This window comes from Kribbella sp. ALI-6-A (assembly GCF_001984195.1).
Taxonomy (GTDB): Bacteria; Actinomycetota; Actinomycetes; order Propionibacteriales; family Kribbellaceae; genus Kribbella.
The window spans coordinates 1295117-1317744 of record NZ_MTQN01000010.1 but is presented as its reverse complement, the minus strand read 5'-3'; the positions used below and the strand labels follow the sequence as shown (position 1 = coordinate 1317744).

At 69.5% G+C, this 22628-nt stretch carries 20 protein-coding genes; 7 read left to right on the top strand and 13 right to left on the bottom strand.

The window, feature by feature from the left end; translation table 11 throughout:
• Positions 1-377 precede the first annotated feature (377 nt).
• Together BWI15_RS20580 and BWI15_RS20575 are read right to left on the bottom strand one after the other, a co-directional pair.
• Positions 378-1325: an electron transfer flavoprotein subunit alpha/FixB family protein gene (locus BWI15_RS20580; protein WP_077015979.1), complete on the bottom strand. Its 948-nt coding sequence runs from the start codon at positions 1323-1325 to the stop codon at positions 378-380.
• 14 nt (positions 1326-1339) lie between these two features.
• Positions 1340-2122 (bottom strand): electron transfer flavoprotein subunit beta/FixA family protein, encoded by a 783-nt coding sequence (locus tag BWI15_RS20575; RefSeq protein ID WP_077015978.1) that lies wholly within the window; start codon positions 2120-2122, stop codon positions 1340-1342.
• Positions 2123-2228: 106 nt separating this feature from the next.
• Between BWI15_RS20575 and BWI15_RS20570 the strand changes: the two genes are divergently transcribed.
• Complete coding sequence (locus BWI15_RS20570) at positions 2229-2966, top strand: class I SAM-dependent methyltransferase (protein WP_077015977.1); 738 nt, start codon at positions 2229-2231, stop codon at positions 2964-2966.
• Positions 2967-3114: 148 nt separating this feature from the next.
• A complete protein-coding gene (locus tag BWI15_RS20565; protein WP_083750895.1) occupies positions 3115-4380 on the top strand; it encodes a hypothetical protein in 1266 nt (421 codons plus the stop codon).
• A 52-nt stretch (positions 4381-4432) separates the two neighbouring features.
• Here BWI15_RS20565 and BWI15_RS20560 read toward each other — a convergent pair whose 3' ends face one another.
• The 9 genes from BWI15_RS20560 to BWI15_RS20520 form a co-directional block, all read right to left on the bottom strand.
• Positions 4433-5449: a hypothetical protein gene (locus BWI15_RS20560; RefSeq protein ID WP_077015976.1), complete on the bottom strand. Its 1017-nt coding sequence runs from the start codon at positions 5447-5449 to the stop codon at positions 4433-4435.
• Positions 5433-6365 (bottom strand): acyltransferase, encoded by a 933-nt coding sequence (locus BWI15_RS20555; RefSeq protein ID WP_077015975.1) that lies wholly within the window; start codon positions 6363-6365, stop codon positions 5433-5435. The genes BWI15_RS20560 and BWI15_RS20555 overlap by 17 nt, the downstream gene beginning before the upstream one ends.
• A gap of 11 nt (positions 6366-6376) precedes the next feature.
• Positions 6377-7342 carry a class I SAM-dependent methyltransferase gene (locus tag BWI15_RS20550; RefSeq protein ID WP_077015974.1) on the bottom strand — a complete coding sequence of 322 codons (966 nt, stop codon included), beginning with the start codon at positions 7340-7342 and terminating at the stop codon, positions 6377-6379.
• Between the two features lie 15 nt (positions 7343-7357).
• Positions 7358-8137 carry an enoyl-CoA hydratase/isomerase family protein gene (locus BWI15_RS20545; protein WP_077015973.1) on the bottom strand — a complete coding sequence of 260 codons (780 nt, stop codon included), beginning with the start codon at positions 8135-8137 and terminating at the stop codon, positions 7358-7360.
• Positions 8138-8280: 143 nt separating this feature from the next.
• Positions 8281-9330 (bottom strand): Gfo/Idh/MocA family protein, encoded by a 1050-nt coding sequence (locus BWI15_RS20540; RefSeq protein ID WP_077015972.1) that lies wholly within the window; start codon positions 9328-9330, stop codon positions 8281-8283.
• Entirely contained in the window at positions 9327-10346 is a 1020-nt protein-coding gene (locus tag BWI15_RS20535; RefSeq protein ID WP_077015971.1) for a Gfo/Idh/MocA family protein, read from the bottom strand. The genes BWI15_RS20540 and BWI15_RS20535 overlap by 4 nt, the downstream gene beginning before the upstream one ends.
• A 29-nt stretch (positions 10347-10375) precedes the next feature.
• On the bottom strand, positions 10376-11218 hold the full coding sequence (locus tag BWI15_RS20530; protein ID WP_077015970.1) for a carbohydrate ABC transporter permease: 843 nt from the start codon (positions 11216-11218) through the stop codon (positions 10376-10378).
• The gene (locus BWI15_RS20525; RefSeq protein WP_077015969.1) at positions 11211-12092 is read right to left on the bottom strand and encodes a carbohydrate ABC transporter permease; all 882 of its coding nucleotides are present in this window, start codon (positions 12090-12092) and stop codon (positions 11211-11213) included. Before BWI15_RS20525 ends, BWI15_RS20530 begins: the two co-directional genes overlap by 8 nt.
• On the bottom strand, positions 12089-13375 hold the full coding sequence (locus BWI15_RS20520; protein ID WP_077015968.1) for an ABC transporter substrate-binding protein: 1287 nt from the start codon (positions 13373-13375) through the stop codon (positions 12089-12091). Before BWI15_RS20520 ends, BWI15_RS20525 begins: the two co-directional genes overlap by 4 nt.
• A gap of 153 nt (positions 13376-13528) precedes the next feature.
• On the opposite strand from BWI15_RS20520, the gene glgX reads away from it, so the two are divergent.
• Together glgX and BWI15_RS20510 are read left to right on the top strand one after the other, a co-directional pair.
• Positions 13529-15625, top strand: coding sequence for a glycogen debranching protein GlgX (glgX, locus tag BWI15_RS20515; RefSeq protein ID WP_083750894.1), 2097 nt, complete (start codon positions 13529-13531; stop codon positions 15623-15625).
• Positions 15626-15697: 72 nt separating this feature from the next.
• Entirely contained in the window at positions 15698-16471 is a 774-nt protein-coding gene (locus BWI15_RS20510; protein ID WP_083750893.1) for an SGNH/GDSL hydrolase family protein, read from the top strand.
• Here the strand turns inward: BWI15_RS20510 and BWI15_RS20505 are convergent.
• Positions 16465-17442 carry a DUF3800 domain-containing protein gene (locus BWI15_RS20505; RefSeq protein ID WP_077015967.1) on the bottom strand — a complete coding sequence of 326 codons (978 nt, stop codon included), beginning with the start codon at positions 17440-17442 and terminating at the stop codon, positions 16465-16467. The genes BWI15_RS20510 and BWI15_RS20505 overlap by 7 nt on opposite strands.
• A gap of 76 nt (positions 17443-17518) precedes the next feature.
• Between BWI15_RS20505 and BWI15_RS20500 the strand changes: the two genes are divergently transcribed.
• From BWI15_RS20500 to BWI15_RS20490, 3 genes are all read left to right on the top strand, one after another.
• Complete coding sequence (locus tag BWI15_RS20500) at positions 17519-18355, top strand: MerR family transcriptional regulator (protein WP_077015966.1); 837 nt, start codon at positions 17519-17521, stop codon at positions 18353-18355.
• Between the two features lies 1 nt (position 18356).
• Positions 18357-19235 (top strand): transglutaminase-like domain-containing protein, encoded by an 879-nt coding sequence (locus BWI15_RS20495; RefSeq protein ID WP_077015965.1) that lies wholly within the window; start codon positions 18357-18359, stop codon positions 19233-19235.
• 102 nt (positions 19236-19337) lie between these two features.
• A complete protein-coding gene (locus BWI15_RS20490; RefSeq protein ID WP_077015964.1) occupies positions 19338-19862 on the top strand; it encodes a hypothetical protein in 525 nt (174 codons plus the stop codon).
• A gap of 49 nt (positions 19863-19911) precedes the next feature.
• Here BWI15_RS20490 and glgP read toward each other — a convergent pair whose 3' ends face one another.
• Positions 19912-22509, bottom strand: a complete 2598-nt coding sequence (glgP, locus tag BWI15_RS20485; RefSeq protein WP_077015963.1) for an alpha-glucan family phosphorylase — start codon at positions 22507-22509, stop codon at positions 19912-19914.
• Between the last annotated feature and the right edge of the window lie 119 nt (positions 22510-22628).

Below are 22628 nucleotides of genomic sequence, written 5' to 3'. Positions count from 1 at the left end.
AAAAGATGACCCGTGAAAGGGGGTTAATGCTAAATTTCGGCATTGACTTTCGGCACGCTGTTGAGTTCTCAAGAATCGGGCGCACACCGCGTCCTCAGCCTCTCAGCCAGGACTCCGGGGCAACTCGACCAACCTTACCGATTCGCTTAAGCCCGGTCAAATCCGGCCTTTCGAACCAGTCCCCCTGCGTGTCTCAGTGGCCCAAACCCGCACAAGGCGTGTCTCGGCTTCAGTGACCTTCAGGGAGTTCGGAGCGACCGGCCGCTTCCGCGTCCCGCACTCGCTCCAACAAGAAGAACATTACTGACATTCACGGTGAAGATGCAAATCGAGGGTTGGGGCCCGTCGTCGAGGGGTACCGACGGGCCCCGACCGGGTCAGGACTTGCGCTTGGTGACCTCTTCGGTGGCGGCCGGCAGGACCTTGTGCAGGTCCCCCACGACGCCGAAGTCGACCAGCTCGAAGATGGGGGCTTCCTCGTCCTTGTTGACGGCGACGATGGTCTTCGAGGTCTGCATGCCCGCCCGGTGCTGGATGGCCCCGGAGATGCCCGCGGCCACGTACAACTGCGGGGAGACGGTCTTACCCGTCTGGCCCACCTGGTAGGCGTGCGGGTACCAACCCGAGTCCACGGCGGCCCGCGAGGCGCCCACAGCAGCGCCCAAGGAGTCGGCGAAGGCTTCGACAGGGCCGAAGTCACCGCCGGTGCCACGACCGCCGGAGACGATGATGGCGGCCTCCGTGAGCTCGGGACGACCAGTGGCCTCCCGCGGCTTGGAGTCGGTGATGCGTGCCGTCTTCGCGGCGTCGGAGATCGTCACGTCGAACTCCTCCACCTCCGGCGACGTCTCGGCCGCCTCCGGAGTGGCGGAGTTCGGCTTGACCGTGATGATCGGCGTGCCGTGAGTGACCTTGGCCTGGACGGTGTAGTTGCCCGCGAACACCGACTGGGTGGTCACCGGCCCCTCCTGCACGTCCACGGCGTCGGTGATCAGCCCGGAGTCCAGCTTCACCGCCAGCCGGGCGGCGATCTCCTTGCCCTCCGCGCTGGACGAGATCAGGATCGCCGACGGCTCCACCTTGGCCGCGACCTGCTGCAGCGCCTCGGCCTTCGGGGCCACCAGGTACTGCGACAGCTCCGGGTTGGTCAGCGCGATCACCTTGGTCGCGCCGTACTGGCCCAGGGCTGGCAGGGCGTCCTGGACGCCGTCGCCGATGTAGACCGCGACCGGCTCGCCGAGCCGGCGCGCGATCGTGAGGAGCTCCGCGGTGGTCTTGCGGACCGTGCCGCCGGTGTGGTCGACGAGAACGAGAACGTTCGACATATTCGGGTCGCTCCTCAGAGGAACTTGTTGGTGGACAGGAACTCGACGAGCTGGGCAGCACCGCTGCCGTCCTCGTCCGCGACGATCGTGCCGGCGGTGCGCGGCGGACGGGCGGTCACCTCGACGACCTCGGTCCAGGCCGCGGCCTGGCCCACCTGGTCGCCCGACAGCTCGAGGTCGGCCAGCGACCACGTCTCGACCGGCTTCTTCTTCGCCGCCATGATGCCCTTGAACGACGGGTAGCGCGGCTCGTTGGCCTGGTCGCTGACGCTCAGCACCAAGGGCAGCGTGCCCTCGACGGTGTCGCTGGCCAGATCGCCGTCCCGGCGGATCTTCACCGTGGTCCCGTCGACGGTCACCTCCGAACCCAGCGTGACGGCCGGCAGGCCGAGCCGCTCGGCGACCATCGCCGGGACGACGCCCATGCCACCGTCGGTGGAACCCATCCCGAACACGACCAGGTCGGCCTCGAGCTTGCTCAGCGCCTTGGCCAGGATCAGCGAGGTGGCCACGGCGTCCGAGCCGTGGATCGCGTCGTCGATCACGTGAACGCCGGCGTCGGCGCCCATCTGCAGGCCCTTCTTGACGGCGTCGGCGGCCTGCTCCGGGCCGACGGTGAGCACGGTCACCTCGGCATCGCCGTTCTCCTTGACGGTGAGCGCGGCCTCGACGGCGTACTCGTCCAGCTCGGACAGCAGCCCGTCGACACCGGCGCGGTCCACCGTGTTGTCCTCGGAGCGGAAGCGGCGGTCCGCCGTGGCATCCGGCACGAACTTCGCGCAGACGACGATCTTCATAGCGTGTGGGACCCCTTCTGGTTAACGGTCTCTCCCAGCCTGCCACGGATGTTACTCACGAGAAACATAAGTCGGGTGCGAGTCCCATCACAGTTAGGCTGACCGGGTGACCGAGACGTTACCGCTTACCGGCGAGCGCACTGCCCCGGGGATCTGGCACGAGAACTACTGGTTCGCACGCCACGAGGCCGCCTATCGCTGGATCGCGGACACCCTGCGACCGGACGGCCGCGTCCTCGACGCCGGCTGCGGCGAGGGGTACGGCGCGGAACTGCTGCGCGCCGGCGGCGCGCAGCAGGTGTTCGGTCTCGACTACGAAGGTACGACGCTCAGGCACGCCGCCAAGGCTTATCCACAGGTCAATTTGGTGCAGGGCAACCTCGTCCAGACCGGGTTCGCCGGCGCCAGCTTCGACACCGTCGTGTCGCTGCAGACGATCGAGCACCTGTGGGAGCAGCCGCGGTTCGTCGCCGAGTGCGCCCGGATCCTCGCGCCGGGCGCGACGCTGGTCCTGACCACCCCGAACACGCTGACCTTCCCGCCCGGCAACTGGTACCACACCAAGGAACTCACAGCCGCCGAGCTGACCGAGCTGGTCCGGGCCGACCTGGAGATCGTCGACGTCCTCGGGCTGTGGCACGGTCCCCGGCTGACGGCCTGGGAGGCAGTCAACGGATCCTGCGTCACGGCCCAGCTGGAGGGCGATCACCTGGAGTGGAGCGAGGACCTGACGGAGCTGGTCACCCAGACTTCGTACGAGGACTTCGAGATCCGCCAAGGCGCGCTGGACGACAGCCTCGACCTCGTGGTCGTCGCCCGGGCACGGCCCGGCGACGTACGGTGACCGTTCTCCGCTGGAACATCACGATCTGAAAGGCCTTCGGCCCACTCGCAACCACAGGTCTTCCCGCCGCATCTCTCCTTGTGTCACAGTCTGTTTTTTCGCGCGGCGCCTTCGAAGCGCCGCGCAGATCCCGTGGGGGGACCCGAGCATGAAGAAGATCTTGCTGGCCGGCGGCGCCGTGGTGGCTGCCGTGGCGACCACGCTCGCCACCGTGTTCACCGGCGGCGCCGCCTCCGGTTCGCCGATCGTGCACACGGTCGTCGTCTCGCCGAACCCCTCCGACCTCACCCCGCGGGTGCAGGACGGGGCGGTCTACAAGATGCTCCAGCTCGGCGGGATCATGTTCGCCGGTGGGCAGTTCAGCAGCGTCAAGCCGTACAACAACAGCGCCACGATCGCGCGGAACCGGCTGTTCGGGTTCAACCCGCTGACCGGTGGCCTGACGGCGTTCCAGGCCAGCTTCAACTCCGAGGTCTGGGCGATGGCCACCGACGGCAAGTCGCTGTGGGTCGGCGGGTACTTCAGCTCCGTCAACGGGATCGCGCGCAGCGGCGTGGTCAAGCTGAACCCGTACACCGGCGCCGTCGACCAGGCCTTCAACGCACGGCTCACCGGCTCGGTCACCGACCTGGCGCTCGTCAACGGCCGGCTGATCATGGGCGGCACGTTCGGCAAGAAGCTGGCCGCGGTCAACCCGGCCACCGGCGGCGACACCGGCTACATCAACCTCGCCATCACCGGCCAGCCGCAGAGCGAGGTGGCCGGCCCGACGAAGGTCTTCCGGTTCGCCCCCAACCCGGCCGGCACCCGGCTCGCGATCGTCGGTACGTTCACCTCGATCGGGGGCCAGGCCCGGCAGCGCGCGGCCCTGATCAACCTCGGCAGCACCCGGGCGACCGTGAGCGGGTGGTACTCGCCGCTGTTCGACAACTCCTGCAACAGCGCGCACCCGACCTGGACCCGCGACGTCGACTTCTCCCCCGACGGCACGTTCTTCGTCATCGTCACCACCGGCGGCGGCTTCCCCAACGACCGGACCAAGCTCTGCGACTCCGCCTCGCGCTGGAATGCCAACGACTCGCGGACGACGTACCCGGTCTGGGCGAACTACACCGGCGGCGACACGCTGCTCTCGGTCCAGGTCACCCGCGCGGCCGTGTACGTCCAGGGGCACCAGCGCTGGATGAACAACCCGGCCGGCCGGGACTTCGCCGGCCCCGGCGCGGTCTCCCGGCCAGGCATCGCCTCGCTCAACCCGAACCACGGCCTGGCGTACTCGTGGAACCCCACCAAGGACCGGGGCATCGGCGGGTACGACCTCCTGCTCACCTCCGCCGGCCTGTGGGTCGGCTCCGACACCACCCGGATCGGCGGCGAGGTGCACGAACGCCTCGCGTTCCTGCCGCTGCCCTGAGCCCGCGAGGCGGTTCCGTCACCGGACGGGACCGCCTTCGCGGTGCCATCGATCAGGGCCGGACGAAGCGCTCGACGATCTTGCCGGCGATCAGGTAGACCAGCGCCGCGATTCCCCAGTTGACCAGCAGGGTGTTCTTCGCGGTCTCCAGGCGGAACAGGTCCTCGAACGGGCCGACCAGCTCGTGGCCGCGCTCGAGCACCCACCGGACGATCTCGTTGCTCTGGTTGGTCTGGTCGAGCGCGGTGAACAGCGCACCCAGAGCCAGCACCGCCGCAACCAGTACGGCGATCAGCCACACCAGCGAGGCGATCAGGTTGCGCAACTGCTTCACGCCCGAGCCGACCGTCGACATCGCCGCCCGGCCCTTGCCGCCGGCCGACGTCGTGACGGTGGTCTCCCGCGCCGTCTTCGCCGCGACCAGCGGATTGCCCGATTTGTTGCCTGAGGCACCTGATGCGGCCGGCTGCCGGGTGACCGCCCTGGTCGCAGCGGTGTCGTCCGCCGCGGCCTTCGCACTGTCGGCCGCCCCGGAGGCCGCGGCCGCCTCGCGCGCCTTCTGGGCCGCGACGATCTCGGCCGCCGTCTGCGGCTTGGACTTCGTCGCCGTGCGACCGCCCGCAGCAGCTGTCGCCGAAGCGGCGCTCACCTCCGAGGCCGAGCCGGCCTTGGACCCAGCACTCGTACCGGATTCCGGCTCGGCGCCGTCCGCCGGCTTCGCCGTCCGGTCGGACTCGGTGGCCTTGGCCGCCTTGTCGTCGTGAGTACCCACGTCGTCCATCTCCTCAGCCGGGGTCGGTTCCTCGTCCGCCACCTGCGCCGGTGGCCGCTTGCGCCGGTTGCCCGGGACCGGGCGCGGCGACAACCGGCGCCGGATGCCCAGCGGGCGGTTGTCCACACTGTCCAACGTAGCTAGGCCGGGACCTTCCGTCACGATCGGCACCGGATCGACCACCCGGTGCCGGGCCTGCGTGATCGAGCCGTCGGCCGCCGCCTGGTCGAGCGACGACGCCGTCGCGGGGTCCGGGACCGGTCCGGACAGGCGTGCGGAGTCAGCGGTGTCGACCACGCGGGGACTCCTCTCCGACGACTTCGGGGACATACTGCCCGACTGGTGAGTAACTTGAGAACCCCTCGGCGCTCGCCGGATCATCAGCCGTAGCAGTACGGTTACCCACCGCAGTGGTGTCCACACCACCCGCCACGCCGGGTGCCGCCGGGATTTCCACCCCGGAGCCAGGTTCGTCAGCGACGGGCGTGGTCGTGGCGCCATCGTCCGGACTCACCGCGGCATCACCCGTTCCGTCGAGGCCGGCCCGCAACCGGGCGGCCGTCCGCTCGTTCTCCCGCGCGAGTCCGGCCAGGTACTCCCGGCGCTCGGCGTCCGCGGCGTACCGGCTGACCCGGTCGCGGACCACGACGGCCGGCACTCCGACCGCCACGGCGTACTCCGGAATGTTGCCACGGGCAACACTGTTCGCGCCGATCACCGCGCCGCGGCCGATGTCGGTACCGCGGGTCACGGTCACCTTGGTGGCCAGCCAGCAGTCCGGACCGATCCGGACCGGCGACTTCACCAGGCCCTGGTCCTTGATCGGCAGCCCGAGGTCGTCGGTCTTGTGGTCGAAGTCGCAGATGTAGGTCCAGTCGGCGATCAGCGTGGACGCGCCGATCTCGACGTCCAGGTAGCAGTTCACCGTGACGTCGCGAGCGAAGACGACCTTGTCGCCGATCCGCAGCGTGCCCTCGTGTGCGCGCAGCCGGGTCTCGTCGCCCAGATGCACCCACTTGCCGAGCACGATCCGGCCGTGGCCCGGCCGCGCGACGATCTCCAGCTTCTTGCCGAGGAAGACGAACCCCTGCGTGACCACCTGGGGATGCCGCAGCTTGAACCAGGCGAACCGCCAGTAGCGCTTCAGGTAGTACGGCGTCCACGCCCGGTGGCGGACCACCCAACGCAGGTTCTCGACCGACAGCAACCGCATCAGACCAGTATCTACCTCGCGACGCCGGTGATGGAGACGTTGTAGTAGAGCTCGTCCGGCACGACCTGTGACAGCACCTTGTCCACCTTCGACAGCTGCAGCCACGACTTGTACGCGAACATCCGCCAGCCGAACCCGAGCTTCTCCTCCGGTACGGCCGCCTCGAACGTCCGGATCGGCCAGCCGACCCACGCCGCCAGCAGCTCCTCGGTCACCGTCTTCACCTCGGCGGCACCGGCCCGCGTGGCCATCCGCGCCAGCGTGTCGGGGTCGAAGGTGTGCAGGTCGACCACGGCCTCCAGCGCGGCCGCGCGGGACGACTCGTCCAGCTCCTCCTGCGGCCGTCGCCAGTCGCCCAGCGCCGGGATCTTCGTCAGGTTCGTGGTCGCCCACCAGGTGAACCGCGACAGCCGCCGGGCCACGAAATCGCCGTACCGGGTCGGTTCGCCGCAGATCACGAACCGGCCGCCCGGCTTGAGCACGCGCAGCATCTCGCGAAAGGCCAGCTCGACGTCGGGGATGTGGTGGATCACCGCGTGCCCGATCACCAGGTCGAAGGTGTTGTCGTCGTACGGCAGCTTCTCCGCGTCGGCGACCTTGCCCTCGACCGCGAAGCCGAGCGTGTCGGCGTTGCGCTTGGCGGCCTCGACCATGCCCGGCGACAGGTCGGTGACGTGCGCCTCGGCCAGTACGCCGGCCAGCTTCAGGTTCAGCGTGAAGAAGCCGGTCCCGGCGCCGATCTCCAGCGACTTGCCGTACGGCCAACCGTCCGAGCCGGCGATCGCGGTGAACCGGTCGCGGGCGTAGGTGACGCAGCGCTCGTCGTACGAGATCGACCACTTCTCGTCGTAGGTCGAGGCTTCCCAGTCGTGGTAGAGGACCTGGGCGAGCTTGTTGTCGTTCCAGGCCGCCTCGACCTGTTCGGCGGAAACCGCGGGCTTCGCCTGCGCGGCCGGCTCCTCAGCGGAGGTGGTCATTCGGATTCCCTTACTCTATTTGCCCGAGAAGGCGGCCTTGCCCGGGCCGTTCTCGACGAAGGACTTCATTCCGGTCGCGCGGTCCTCGGTGGCGAACAGCGCGGCGAACTGCTGACGCTCGATCTCGAGCCCGGTGTGCAGGTCGACGCCGAGGCCGGCGTCGATCGACTCCTTGGCCGCGCGCAGCGCCAGCGCGGCGGCACCGGAGAACTGCGAGGCCCAGGCCACGGCGGCGGTGTACACCTCGGCGGCCGGGACGACCTTGTCGACCAGCCCGATCCGCAGCGACTCCTCCGCGTCGACGAAACGACCGGTGTAGATCAGGTCCTTGGCCTTGGACGGGCCGATCAGGCGGGACAGCCGCTGGGTGCCGCCGGCACCGGGGATGATGCCGAGCAGGATCTCCGGCTGGCCGAGCTTGGCGTCCTCGGCCGCGATCCGGTAGTCGGCGCACAGCGCGAGCTCACAGCCGCCGCCGAGCGCGTAGCCGGTGATCGCGGCGACGGTCGGCTTCGGGATGGCGGCGACCGCGGACAGCGACGACTGCAGCGGGCCGGAACGGCGGACCATGTCGGCGTACGACATGTCGGCCATCTCCTTGATGTCCGCGCCGGCCGCGAAGACCTTCTCGCCGCCGTAGATCACCACGGCGCGCACGTCGTCGTTGGTCGACGCCTCCTCGGCCGCGGCGCGGATCTCCTCCTGGACCTGGACGTTCAGCGCGTTCATCTTCGGCCGGTCCAGCCGGATCGTGCCGACTCCGTCGGTCACCGTCAGGTTGACGAACTCGCCCATCCTCAGTCCTCCAGTCAGGTCCTACCCACCGGTCACATCCCCGGCACCGTACCGGACCCGGACGTGCAGCACTGATCAAACCCCCACAAACGCCGTCCGGCGACGGCCGCTGAGCGTGGCCGTCGCCGGATCGCGGAGGTTGATCAGTGCTGCACGTCCACCGGCTGGCCAGAGGCGGCCGAGCGACGCGCCGCGTCCACGATGCGGAGGGTGCGCAGGCCGACCGCGCCGTCGGGCTGCGGTACGACGGCCGGCGGCTGTCCGGCGACCGCCGGGCCGGACGCCCGTACGGCGGACAGGAACTCGCCGAGCATCGCCCGGTCCAAGTTGTCGCCAACGGCCAGGTAGACCTCGCCCGAGGCGTCGGTGCCACCCACGTGCGGCTGGAACGGCGCGATCTCGACCGAGCCGTTGGTCCCGGTGACCTGCAGGGTGACGCCGCCCCAGGTCGGGCCGTTGTCCGGCACGCTCCACGAGCAGTCGATGGTGGCCAGCAGACCGTTCGCGTAGGTGATCGTCACCAGCCCCCCGGTCTCGACCTCGACGTCCTTGTCCTGGTGCAGCACGTGGTTCGCCGCGGCGTGCACGCGCGCGGCCTCGACGCCACCGGTCAGCCCGTCGATCAGGTCCGCGCAGTGCACGGTGTGGTCGACCAGCGCTCCCCCGCCGGCCAGCTTCGCGTCGGTGAACCACTGGCGTGCCGCATAGGGGATCTTGCCGTTGTTCGTGCCCAGGACGGCGAACACGTCGCCCAGCCGCCCGGCCTCCACCGAAGCCCTCAGCCGCCCGTACGACGGCGCGAAGCGCACCGGGTACGCGACCATCAGGATCGCCCCGGCGGCCTCGCACGCGGCGAGCATCGCCTCGCCGTCGGCGACCTCGGTGGCCAGCGGCTTCTCGCAGAGCACGTGCGCGCCGGCCGCCGCGGCCCGCTCGACCAGCGGCCGGTGCAGCGCGTTCTCGCTCGTCACCACGACGGCGTCCGGGCCCCAGGCGAACAGTTCGTCGTACGAGTCGACATACGCGACGCCGTGCGCCGCGGCGAACTCGGCACCCCGCGGACCGGCGTCGGGCGCCGCGGCGCCGTCGGGATCGGCGGCGAGCACCTCGATCCCCGGAAGCTCGGACAGCAACAAGGCATAGGACGAGGCGTGGGTGTGCGCGAACGACGCGATCGCTACCTTGAGGCTCATCGGGCCACTCCTGCCGGGTCGAAGCTCAACATGTCGATCGCGCGTCCGGTCTCCATCGAGGCGCGGGCCGCCTCGGCCAGGTAGACCGCGGCGGCACCGTCGGCCGCCGTGACCCGCGGCTCGGGTCCACCGCGCAGGGCGAGGGCGAGCTCGCGCAGCTGGGTCAGGTACGGGCTCTCGCCGAGCGTGTTCGCGGGGATCAGCAGGTCGCCGCCCGAGTCGCCGTCCTGCAGTTCCTCGGCGTAGCCGGTGTCCTCGGCCGACGAGTACTGCAGCTGGCCGGTCGCCCCCGCGATCGCGAAGCCCGACTTGAACTGCGTGCCGGTCGCGCCCCAGGTCGCCCGGAGGTGGCTGATCGCGCCGCCTTCGTGGGTGAGCGTGACGTGCGCCGCGACGTTGACCGGCGAGATGCCGTCGACGGTCGGCGGGCTCTGCACGGCGTACACGCTCATCACCTCGCCGCAGATCCAGCGGGCCTGGTCGAGGTCGTGCACCATCAGGTCCATGATCACGCCGCCGGAGCGGGCGACGTCGCGATACCAGCCGGCGCCGGCCGGTGAGCTGGCCTGCCGGAAGAACCGGGCTACCGCGACCTGACCGATCCGCCCGGCCTGCACCGCGTCGTACGCCGCCTTGTACGCCGGGAAGAACCGGACCACGTGCGCCGGATACAGCCGTACGCCGGCAGCCGCCGCGGCCGTCGACAGCTCGTGCGACGCGGCCGCGGTCAGCGTCAGCGGCTTCTCGCAGATCACGTCCCGGCCGGCCTTGATCGCGGCGAGCGTGACGTCGTGGTGGGTCGCCGACGGCGTCACGATGTCGACGAAGTCGACGCCGGCCAGCAGGTCGTCGAGCGAGCCCGCGACCTCCAGGCCGTAGCCCTCGGCCAGTTCGTCGGCGCCCGCGTGGGAGTGAACCAGGATGCGCGCGCCGAGCGCCTTCCAGGCCGCGACGTGGACGTGCGCGATGTTGCCCGCGCCGACCAGCCCGACCGTCAGGCCTTTGAGGTCTGCCATGGATTTCCTTACTCGAGTCCGGAACAGTGCTATTTCAGTCCAGAGAAGGCGATTCCCTCGACGACGCGACGCTGCAGCACGACGAAGAGAATCAGAACAGGCGCCATCGCCATCAACGCCGCCGCCATCAGCACGCCCGGCGAGATCGTGCCCTGGTAACCGCTCAGCGTGGCCAGGCCGACCGACAGCGGCATGTTCTCGGGCGAGGAGGTGACCACCAGCGGCCAGAGCAGATCAGCCCAGGACGCGAGCACGGTGATGATCGCCAGCGAGATCAGCCCGGGCCGGGCGACCGGCAGGACGACCTTCCAGAACGTCTGCCACGGGTTGCAGCCGTCCAGCCGGGCGGCCTCCTCCAGCTCCGCCGGGATGGTCCGGAAGAACTGCATCATCAAGAAGGTGCCGAAGGCACTGAAGATGCCCGGCGCGATGATGCCCTGGATCGAGTCGAGCCAGCCCAGGGACTGGATGATCTGGTACTGCGGGATCAGGTAGACCTGGCTGGGCACCATCAGGATCGACAGGATCAGCGCCAGCATCAGGCCCTTGAACCGGAACGACATCCGCGCGAACGCGTAACCGGCCATCGAGCAGAGCACCAGCTGGCCGATCGTCCGGCCGGCCGTGACCGCGACCGACACCCAGAACTGGTCCAGGAACGGCAGCCGCTGGAAGACCTCGGAGAAGTTGCTCCACTGCAGCTTCGACGGGAACAGGTCCGGCGGCACCGACTGGATCTCGGCCTGGCTGGAGAAGGCCATCTTGAGCTGCCACAGGAACGGGAACGTCATCACCAGGCTGCCCAGGATCAGCACCACGTGTGCGACCCGGTTGCTGCCCAGGCGTTGCTGCCGCTGGTCGCGACTAGTCATAGCTCACCCACCTGCGCTGGAAACGGAACTGGAACAGCGTCAGCAGCCCGACCACCGCCAGGATCAGTACGGCGACCGCCGCGGCGTACCCGCGGTCGTTGCCGACGAAGGCGGCGTCGTAGAACAGGAACACCAGCGACTGCGTCTTCGGCATCACCGGGTTGGTCGGCCCGAGCAGCGCGAACAGCTGGTCGAACAGCTGGAACCCGGCGATCGTGGTGACCACCGACAGGAAGAAGATCGACGGCGTCAGCAGCGGCACGGTGATCGACCGGAACTGCTGCACCCGCGAGGCGCCGTCCAGGGACGCCGCCTCGTACAGCTCGCCGGGAATGCCCTTCAGCCCGGCGGCCAGCACGATCATGTTGAAGCCGATCGACATCCACAGCCCGAGCAGCGCGACCGCGATCAGCGCGAACCACGGCTCGGTGATCCACGACGGGCCGTCGATGCCGAGCACCCCGAGCGCCTGGTTCAGTACGCCGTACTCGCCGTTGTAGATGATCCGCCAGACCAGCGAGATCGCCGTCGGCAGGGCGACGTACGGCAGGAAGAACAGGGTCCGGTAGATCATCGCGCCGCGCAGGCCGGGGCGGTTCAGCAGGCTGGCGAACAGCACGGCCAGCGGGATGCCGAGCAACACGATCGCCGTGTAGACGACCGTGTTGACGACGGCCCGGTAGACCTCGCCGTCGGCGATCAGCGTGCTGTAGTTCTCGGCCCCGACCCAGGTGCTGCCGCCGAACGGGCCGGTCTCGGTGAAGCTGTCGTACAGCGTCTTCAGCAACGGCCACAGGTAGAAGACGACGACACCGAGGAAGGTCGGCAGGACGAACAGCCAGGGCCAGCTGCCGTCGGCCCGCCGCGCCTTCACTTCTCCTTGCCCAGCGCCTCGTCCATCTTGGCCGCGACCGCCGGTCCCACCTCGGACATCGGCTTGTCACCACCGAACGCGGGTGCGATCTCGTCGGTCTCGAGCTTGTTCCACACCGAGGTGTCCTTGCTCACCGGGTACGGCTCGGAGTACTGCGCGGCCGCGTCGATGAACGTCTTCAGCGCGTACGGCGCGGAGTTGACGAAGTCGGTCTGGGTGCCGTTGAAGGCGGGGTTGGCCGCACCGGCCTTGGCCTGGATCAGCGCGGCGTCCTTGCTGCCGAGGAAGGCCAGGAACGCGGCCGCGGCCTGCGGGTTCTTCGCCTTGGCGCTCATCACGTTGGCCAGCCCGTGGATCGGCGTCTTGCGCTCGCCGGACGGGGCCTTGGGCAACGGCACGATGGCCAGGTCGTTCTTCACCGGCGACTTGAGCGCCATCGAGACCAGCCAGTTGCCGTTCCACATCATCGCGGCCTTGCCGCTGAAGAACCGCTCGCGGCCCGGGGTCTCGGCGTTCTGCGCCGCGGTCGGGGTGTAGCCGGCCTTGACCATGTCGGACCAGAACTGCAGCCCCTCGATCGACTTGGGGTCGCCGTAGCCGGACTTGCCGTCCTTGATCACGTACCCGCCGTTGCTCATGATCGCCGGGTAGTAGTTGCCCTGGTTGCCCAGTTCGTCACCGGAGGCGTAGATGCCCTTCGGGCCGAGCGCGGCCTTCAGCTTGGCGGCGGCCGCCTTGTAGTCGTCCCAGGTCCAGTCCGCGGTCGGCTCGGCCACCTTGGCCTCGGCGAACAGCTTCTTGTTGTACCAGAGCGCGATCGTGTCGAAGTCCTTCGGTACGCCGTACTGCTTGCCGTCCCAGGAGTAGAGCTCGTTCAGCGCCTTGGGGTAGTTGGCCGGGTCGACCTGCTTGTCCTCGATCAGGCCGTCCAGCGGGGCGAGCTGCTTGTTGCCCGCGAACAACTGCAGGTTCGGCCCGTTCATCCAGAACACGTCGGGCAGGCTGTCCGACGAGCCCTGGGTCTTCAGCTTGGTGAAGTACTGGTCGAAGGCGGCCAGCGAGATCGACACCTTGACGTTGGGGTACTTCGCGTTGAACGCCTTGACGATCTCCTGCATGGCAGGTTGCTGGTTGACGTCCCAGATCGCGTAGGTGAGGTCGCCCTTCACCTGGGCGGGGTCGTCGGGGACCTTGGCGTCGGCCGCGTCGTCGGAGTTCCCGCCACACGCTGTGAGGGCGGTCGCGGCCAGCACGACGCCGGCCAGCAGGGCTGTGATTCGCATGGTTTTCTCCTCGGCTCCGGGCACGAGTGGCAACAACTTACGGTTACTGCGCGCGCCTGTCCATAACAGCCTTTCATGAACACTATCAACATCGCTAGGGACAACTCCTGCCCGTTGTGCACGTGTTTGACACGTCATGGGCAGAATGTGCCGGTGACCGAAGCCACCGCCGCCCCGAACGAGCTCGGCCCTGCCCCCGACCCGGAGATCCGGCTCGGCGCACAGGTGCACACCGACGGCACGACGTTCACCCTCTGGGCCCCGGCCGCCGAGCGGGTCGAGCTTGCCCTGCTCGGCCCGGAGGGTGCCCAGCGCAACTTGGATCTGGTCCGCACCGGTGAGTACTGGACCGGCGTCGTGCCCGGCGTCGGCCACGGCCAGCGCTACGGCTACCGGGTGCACGGCCCGTTCAACCCGTCGCACGGGCTGCGCTTCCACCCGGCCAAGCTGCTGCTCGACCCGTACGCCCGCGCCGTCGACGGCACGCTCGACTTCGCCAGTCCGCTGATCTACGACTCCTCCGACGGCGACTCGGCCGGGCACGTCCCGGTCGGCGTGGTGGTCGCCGACAGCGCCCCACCGCCGCCGATCAGCCGGCCGGTGCCGTGGAGCGAGACGGTGATCTACGAGCTGCACACCAAGGGCTTCACCAAGCTGCACCCCGACGTCCCCGAGCACCAGCGCGGCACGTACGCCGGCCTCGCGCACCCGTCGGTGATCGGCTACCTCAAGGACCTCGGCATCACCTCGGTCGAGCTGTTGCCGATCCACCACTTCCTCACCGAGCCGGCCATCGCCGCCCGCGGCCTGCCGAACTACTGGGGCTACAACACGCTGAACTTCTTCGCTCCGCACGCGCCGTACTCGTCGGCGGGCTCGACCGGTGAGCAGGTGGCGGAGTTCAAGCAGATGGTGGCCGCGTTCCATGCCGCGGGCATCGAGGTGATCCTCGACGTGGTCTACAACCACACCGCCGAGGGCGGCTTCGACGGGCCGACGCTGAGCTTCCGCGGGATCGACAACCGGGCCTACTACCGGCTCACCCACGGCGGCGTGACCTACGACGTGACCGGCACCGGCAACTCGGTGAACACCGCGCACCCGCAGGTCCGCCGCCTGGTGATGGACTCGCTGCGCTACTGGGTCGAGGAGATGGGCGTCGACGGGTTCCGGTTCGACCTGGCGGTCACGCTGATCCGCAACGAGCGGCACGAGGTCGACACGGTCAACCACCCGTTCCTCGCCGAGGTGGCCGCCGACCCGGTGCTCGGCCGGGTGAAGCTGATCTCCGAGCCCTGGGACGTCGGCCCGTTCGGCTACCAGGTCGGCAACTTCGGTACGCCGTGGTCGGAGTGGAACGGCAAGTTCCGCGACTCGGTCCGCGACGTCTGGCGGACCTCGTCGTACGGCGTGCAGGACCTGGCCTACCGGCTGTCCGGTTCCAGCGACCTGTACGGCGACGACGGGCGCTACCCGTACGCCTCGATCAACTTCGTCACCGCGCACGACGGCTTCACGCTGCGCGACCTGGTCTCGTACAACCACAAGCACAACGAGGCGAACCGGGAGGACAACCGGGACGGCACCGACGACAACCGGTCCTGGAACTGCGGCGCCGAGGGCGAGACCGACGACCGGCGCATCGTTGCCCTGCGCAAACGCCAGATGGCCAACCTGATGGCGACACTGGTGCTGTCCACCGGCGTCCCGATGATCACCGCCGGCGACGAGTGCGGGCGCACGCAGTACGGCAACAACAACGCCTACTGCCAGGACAGCGAGATCTCCTGGTTCGACTGGACGCTGCCGTCGGCCTGGTCGGACCATCTCGCGCTGACCAAGAAGCTGCTCGCGCTCCGGGCCGCGCATCCGGCGCTGCGCCAATGGCACTACTTCTCCGGGCAGCCGGTGGTCCCGGGTGGGCGCAAGGACCTGTCCTGGATCGCGCCCCACGGCGGGGAGATGACCGAGAACGACTGGCACGACGGGAACCTCCGGACGATCGGTATGTTCCTGGCCGGCGACGCCCTGCGCGGCACCGATGCCGAAGGCAACGTCCTGACCGACAACTCGTTCCTGCTGGTGCTGAACGCGACCGCCGACCCGCGCGAGGTCGTCGTACCGGACGCGTCCTGGGCGCCCGGCTACGAGGTGGTGCTGGACACGTCCGGATCCGGAGTCACCGAGGTCGAGGCCGGGGCGCGGGTGTCACTGGCGCCGCGCTGTGTCGTGCTGCTGCGCGCGCTGTGAAGTTCTCGGAGGGTTGTTAACCTTCGCCTAGTACCTTCTCTGGACACCTGCTGTTCACCGGAGGGGGGATCGATGTTCTTGTTGCGCCGCGAGGCCCGCGAGCGAACCACGCCGATCGGCGCACTGCACCGTGCGGTGATGCGCTGGGGTGAGGCGGAGCGCTCGAGCTCCCGCCTGGCGCTGGGTCGCTGGCTCGACGGAGTCGCGTACGTCGACGTCCAGGCGCGCACGTACGCCGAGTTCTGGAACCGGCAGAACGAGCAGGCCCTGACCGCCGACGGGCCGCTGTGGGTGGTGCTCGGCGACTCGACCGCCCAGGGCCTCGGCGCGTCGTCACCCCTGCACGGGTACGTCGGACAGGTGCTGCGGGCGCTCCGAGCGACCGGCACCCCGTGGCGAGTGCTCAACCTGTCCCGCTCCGGCGCCCAGACCAGGCACGTGCTGGACGACCAGTTGCCGCTGCTGGAGGGACTGCAGCCCGCACTGGTCACCTGCGGCATCGGCAGCAACGACATCCTCGGAACGACCCCGAAGCGGTTCCGCCGGCATCTCCGCCAGGTGATCGGCCGGCTGCCCACCTCGTCGGTGGTGATGGACCTGACCGTCCCGGACCGCTTCTGGCACATCGGCGGTGCGGTCAGCCCGTACGTCAGCGGCATCAATCAGCTGATCGGTTCCACCGCGGCCGAGCGCGGTCTGCCGGTCGCCGAGGTCTCCCGGTACGCTCGCCCGCCGTGGCGCGGCCTGCTCGCTCCCGACAAGTTCCACCCGAACAACTTCGGCTACCGCCGGCACGCCGACGCACTCCGCGCGGCGCTGCCCGAGACGCACCTGCCTCGCTACTGACTCAGCTGAGCCCAGCTGGTTGGGTCGGCCCAGATGGGATGCGGGGTCAGATAGGGCCTGAGCAAAGCGGTCAGGGCGGGATCGCCGTGGCCGTTGAGCTCCGCCGTCGCGATCTGCCGGGCCGAGCCGGCCAGGAGGTCCGCGAGCTGAACGCGGGGATCGCTGCGTGAATCGGTCTGCCGCAGCGCGAGCGGAGCGTCGTCCATCAGCAGGTTCACCTGGGCGATCCGGTGCACGGTCAAGGCGCTCTGCTCGTCGTGGACCATCCTCACGGCGTTGCCGTCGGCGTACCAGTGCAGGGTGGTCTCGACCAGTGCGGGGATCAGCACCTCGAGCGGGGGCAACAGCGTGCGATCGTCGAACAGCCTGTCCCGTAAGGCGTCGAGCGGCGGCCGACCGATGCGCCCGGCGAACTCCGCCAGCTCGGGCTCGACCGGATCGAACTGTGCGGCGACCGCCAGGAACTCGTCGACGCGTTCGTCGTACATGGTCCGGTTCTTCGATCGGAGCAGGTCGATGAAGCTCTGCAGCAGCGCCCACCAGCGGTCGCCGTACCGGGGGCCTTGCAAGTGCAGGGCGAGCGCCGTACGGCGGGCCGGTTCGTCGGTGTCCAGGCTGGTCCCGGTGCGGTAGTCGAGGCCGTCGGAGAACAGCGCGCTCAGGCGACCGGCGAGCAGGAAGTACTTGTCCGTCAGCTGGACGGCCGCCCGGCCGAGGAGCGGCCCTTCCGGCCCGAGCAGCCAGGTGAGCACCGGGCGCTGCTTGAACAAGCGCGCCGACTTGTACTCCCCCGCGCCGTACCGGGACTGCTCGCGCAGACTGTCGACCGCGCGCCGGGCCTCGCCGATGCCGACCTGGACGCTGGCGTGGGTGAACACCCGGGTGTCCGGATCGAGCAGGTTGGTCCCCGAGAAGCCGGACTCGTCGCACGCGATCTCGACAAGTCCCGACCACACGGGCTGCACGGACATCACCCCATGATCGACCGGGCCCGGCGATCCTGCCAGGTATTTACCCTGCCCCTGGGGCAGGGTGTTGAGTACAGCCATGCTGACGATCAGCGAGTTCGGACGGCGATCCGGACTCTCGCACAAGGCCCTTCGGCTGTACGACGTGTCCGGTCTGCTCCCGCCGGCCTCGGTGGACCCGGTCAGCGGCTACCGCCAGTACGACGAGGAGCAGCTCGAACGCGCCCGGCGGATCAGCATCCTCCGGCAGGTGGAGATGCCGCTGGCGACGATCTCCGAGGTGCTCGCGGGCACCGACGAGGAGGCGTTGATCCGGCTGGATCGCTGGTGGGCCGCCGAGCAGGCCACCAACGAGTCCCGGCGGGCGACGGTCGAGTACCTGCGCGACCGGCTGCTGCGAGCCGGGTCGCCCGGACTGGATCCGCGGCCGGTGCTGGTGCGCGACGTCCCGGAGACCAAGATCGCGTCGATCCGGGTGGACGTCGACCAGCAGGGGCTGATGGGCGTCATCGTGGCTTCCACGCTGGAGATCCGGGCCCACCTGACCGCCGCCGGGGCCGGGCTGACCGGTGAGTCCTGGGTGCTGTTCCACGGCGCGGTCACCCCGGAGAGCGAGGCGACGGTCGAGATCTGTCTGCCGTTCGACGGGCTCGTCGACCCGGCCGGACCGATCGGAATCCGGATCGAGCCGGCCCACACCGAGGCGTACTGCACGATCAGCCGCGAGGAGTGCGTCTATCCGCGGATCATGCTCGCCTACGACCTGGTCCAGGACTGGGTCCGCGACGCCGGTCACCCGACCACCGGGCCGAGCCGCGAGATCTACCACGCCGGCTTCCGCGACCTGACCGACTCCGACCCGGCGGTCGACGTCGCCCAACCGATCAAACCCCCACCGAACAAAGGACAGCGCTGACATGGACTACGCGACCCACACGGCGTACAGCGACCCCGGCCGGTACGCCGAACTGCTGGACGCGCTGCCGACCGACATCCCCGGTCTGGCCAAGGCGATCCAGAACCTGCTGATCCACTACCGCGGCGGCGGCATCGAGTTCACCGGCGAGCGGCTGGACGAGGTGAACAACCGCTGGGTCGAGGCGATCCTGGCGGCTGACCAGCGCCGCAACGGCATCCCGTTGACCGCACCGCGAGCGCCTGAGGACCGGGTGGTCGGCTGCTGCCGCGACTACGCGCTGCTGTTCGTCTCCGCCCTGCGCCACCAGGGAGTTCCGGCCCGTACCCGGATCGGCTTCGCGTCGTGCTTCCAGCCCGGGTGGAACGCCGATCACGTGATCGCGGAGTACTGGAACGGCGACCGGTGGGTGCGGGTGGACGCGCAACTCGAGCCCGGCGAGCACTGGGGTTTCGACGTACAGGACATACCGGCGGGACCGTTCCGCTCGGCGGCCGAGGTGTGGCGCGGCTTCCGGGCCGGCGAGATCGACGGCGAGACCTGCGGGGTGGATCCGACGCTGCCGATTCGCGGCGGCTGGTTCATCCGCGACTACGTGTGGCTCCAGCTCGCCCATCTGCACGGCGACGAACTGCTGCTGTGGGACGGCTGGGGAGCGATGGCCGACGACCTCGACATGGACCTGACGCCCACCGACGAGCTCGCGGCGCTGCTGATCGCGGCCGACGCCGGGGACGACGCGGCGGCGACGAAGCTGCACGACTGGTACAGGACCGACCCGGAGTTGCACCCCGGGCAGAAGATCATGGTCCACTCCCCGACCGGCATTGCGCCGTACTGGATCGACCTCGGTACGCGTCAGAAGGTGCCCGCGAACTGAGCGGTCAGTACCGCCGCGGAGGTAGGCGCTGAGCCTTCCTGTGGCCGACGCGCGATCACGCCCGTTCCGGAACCATCGAAGGTGACGAGAACGGAGAAGGACATGAGCGCGACGCTGACCGCGACCCGGACGACAACTGCCAAGCCGTGGCGCCTGAGCGGGAGGGCCCGCAAGCTGACGCTGGTGCTGCACCTGGCGTCGGTCGGGTCGTGGCTCGGGCTCGACGTGGCGATGGCCGTGCTGGTCTTCACCGCGATGGGTACCGACGACCCGGGCACCAAGTCGCTGAGTTTCCAGGCGCTGGAGCTCGTGACCATCTGGCCGATGACGATCTCCGGCCTGGCCTGCCTGGTCACCGGCGTACTGCTGGCCTACGGCAGCAAGTACGGGCTGACCAAGTACTGGTGGGTGGTCGTGAAGCTGGGGCTCAACCTGTTGCTCAGCACGCTGGTGCTGATCGCGTTGCGGCCGGGCGTCGAGGAGATGGCCCACCAGGCCCGGCAGCCGGGTGCCGTGCTGAACGCGACGGACCTGATCTTCCCGCCGATCGTGTCCCCGACGCTGCTGATCGTCGCGGTGGTGCTGTCGGTGTTCAAGCCGTGGGGACGGCTGCGCCGGAAAAGCTGAAAGCGCCGGGCGCCCCCTGACGAGGGTGCCCGGCGCTTTCAGTTCAGGCTCAGAACTCCGAGCCGACCGGAAGATCCGGGGTGTCCGGGTCCTCGGGGTCGGACGGGCCGGCGGCCAGGCCGAGCTCGGCCGGGCTGGCCAGCATCGCGTGCTTGGGCAGCACGCGCACGGTGTAGCCGAACGGGCCGGTGCGGTCGAGCTTCAGCTCACCCTCGAAGCGGTGCCGGTTGCCCTCGTAGGTCTCGGCCAGCGACAGCGAGACCCGGACCGCGTCGGTGATCTCGTCGGTCGAGTCCACCCGGCCGTGCAGCGCCTCGACGTCGATGTCGTCCGCGGTCAGCTCGCCGAGCGAGACGAACGCGCGGATGCCGACCGTCGTACCGAGCTGCGGCACGTCGCCGAGGCCCTGCAGCTCCACGTGGTCGACGCGGATCTGCGGCCAGGCCGCCCGGACCTGCTTCTTCCACGCGGCCAGCTGCCGGGCGCCGTCGTACGTCGAGTTGAGCTGCCGCGACGACTGCGCCGCCGGGACGTACAGCTGCTCGACGTAGTCGCGGACCATCCGGGTGGCCAGCACCTTCGGGCCGAGCTCCTTGATCGTGTGCCGCAGCATCTCGATCCAGCGGCCCGGCACCTCACCGTCGTAGAAGCGCGGCGCGACCTGCTTCTCGATCAGGTCGTAGAGCGCGTGCGCCTCGAGGTCGTCGCGGCGGTCGGTGTCCTCGATGCCCTCCGCGGACGGGATCGCCCAGCCGAACTCGTCGTCGTACCACTCGTCCCACCAGCCGTCGCGGATGGACAGGTTGAGCGCGCCGTTCAGCGCCGCCTTCATGCCGGACGTGCCGCAGGCCTCGTACGGGCGCAGCGGGTTGTTCAGCCAGACGTCGCAGCCCGGGTACATCGGCTGCGCGAGCGCGATGTCGTAGTCGGGCACGAACACGATCCGGTGCCGGACCTCGGGGTCGTCGGCGAACCGGACCATCTCCTGGATCAGCTTCTTGCCGCCCTCGTCGGCCGGGTGTGCCTTGCCGGCGATCACGATCTGGACCGGCCGGGTCGGGTGCAGCAGCAGCGCCTTCAGCCGCTCGGGGTCGCGCAGCATCAGCGTCAGCCGCTTGTACGACGGGACGCGGCGGGCGAAGCCCATCGTCAGCACGTCCGGGTCGAGGATCGAGTCGACCCAGCCCAGCTCGGCCTCGCTGGCGCCGCGGTTGACCCAGGACGCGCGGACCCGGGCCCGGGTGTCGTCGATGAAGCGCTGGCGCAGCATCCGCTTGGTTTCCCACAGCGCCGCGTCGGTGGTCTTGTCCAGACCCTCGAACATGCCCTCGGAGTCGCCCTCGTCGGCGTTGGCGTAGGTCAGCGCGGAGATCTCGCGGGCCACCCAGGTCGGCGCGTGCACGCCGTTGGTGACCGAGGTGATCGGGACGTCGGAGGGGTCGAAGCTCGGCCACAGCCCGGCGAACATGCCCCGGCTGACGACACCGTGCAGCTTGGAGACGCCGTTGGCGCGCTGGGCCAGTCGCAGGCCCATGATCGCCATGTTGAAAACCGACGGGTCGCCGTTCTCGAAGTCCTCGGCGCCGAGCGCGAGGATCCGGTCGATCGGTACGCCGTCGCCGAACACGTCCGGCGAGAAGTGCTGCTGGATCAGCTCGACCGGGAACCGGTCGATGCCGGCCGGGACCGGGGTGTGGGTGGTGAAGACGGTGCCGCCGCGGGCGACCTCGAGCGCGGTGTCGAAGTCCAGGCCCTGGTCGGAGGCGAGCTCGCGGATCCGCTCGATGCCGAGGAATCCGGCGTGGCCCTCGTTGGTGTGGAACGCCTCCGGCGCCGCGTGACCGGTGATCCGGCAGTAGGCGCGGACGGCGCGGACACCACCGACGCCGAGCAGGAGCTCCTGCAGCAGGCGGTGCTCGGTCGTGCCGCCGTACAGGCGGTCGGTCACCTCGCGCTCGGCCGGCTCGTTCTCCTCCATGTCGGAGTCGAGCATCAGCAGCGGGACACGGCCGACCTGGGCGACCCAGATCTGGGCGTGCAGCTCGCGGCCACCCGGCAGCGCCACGGTGACGGTCGCGGGAGCGTCACCGTCACGGAGCAGGCTGATCGGCAGCCCGTCCGGGTCGACCAGCGGGTAGCGCTCCTGCTGCCAGCCTTCGCGGTTCAGCGACTGGCCGAAGTAGCCGTGCCGGTAGAGCAGCCCGACGCCGATCAGCGGGACACCGAGGTCGCTGGCGGCCTTCAGGTGGTCGCCGGCCAGGATGCCGAGACCGCCGGAGTACTGCGGCAGCACGTGGGTGATGCCGAACTCCGGGGAGAAGTAGGCCACCGAGCTGACCGGGGAGCCGGCCTCGGCCTGGAACCAGCGGTCGTCGCTCACGTAACCGTGCAGGTCGCTCACGGCCAGCTCGAGCCGGCGCAGGAAGGCCTGGTCGTTGGCCAGCTCGTCGAGCCGGGCCGCCGGGACCTCGCCGAGCAGCCGGACCGGGTCACCGCCGGTGCTGCGCCACAGCCGCGGGTCGACAGCCTCGAACACGTCCTGCGTCTCGGGGTGCCAAGCCCAGCGCAGGTTGTTCACCAGGGTGCCGAGGCCGGTCAGCGGCTCGGGCAGGACAGGGCGGACGGAGAATCGTCGTATCGCTCGCACCGGGACACCGTACCGGCCGGATCGCGCCGGAGCATCTTCGGTATGCATCGATTTTGCAACACGAGCAAGATCTTGCAGAGGCTTCAGGCGTGAGCGCGCACGCAATGCGTGCGAAGTGG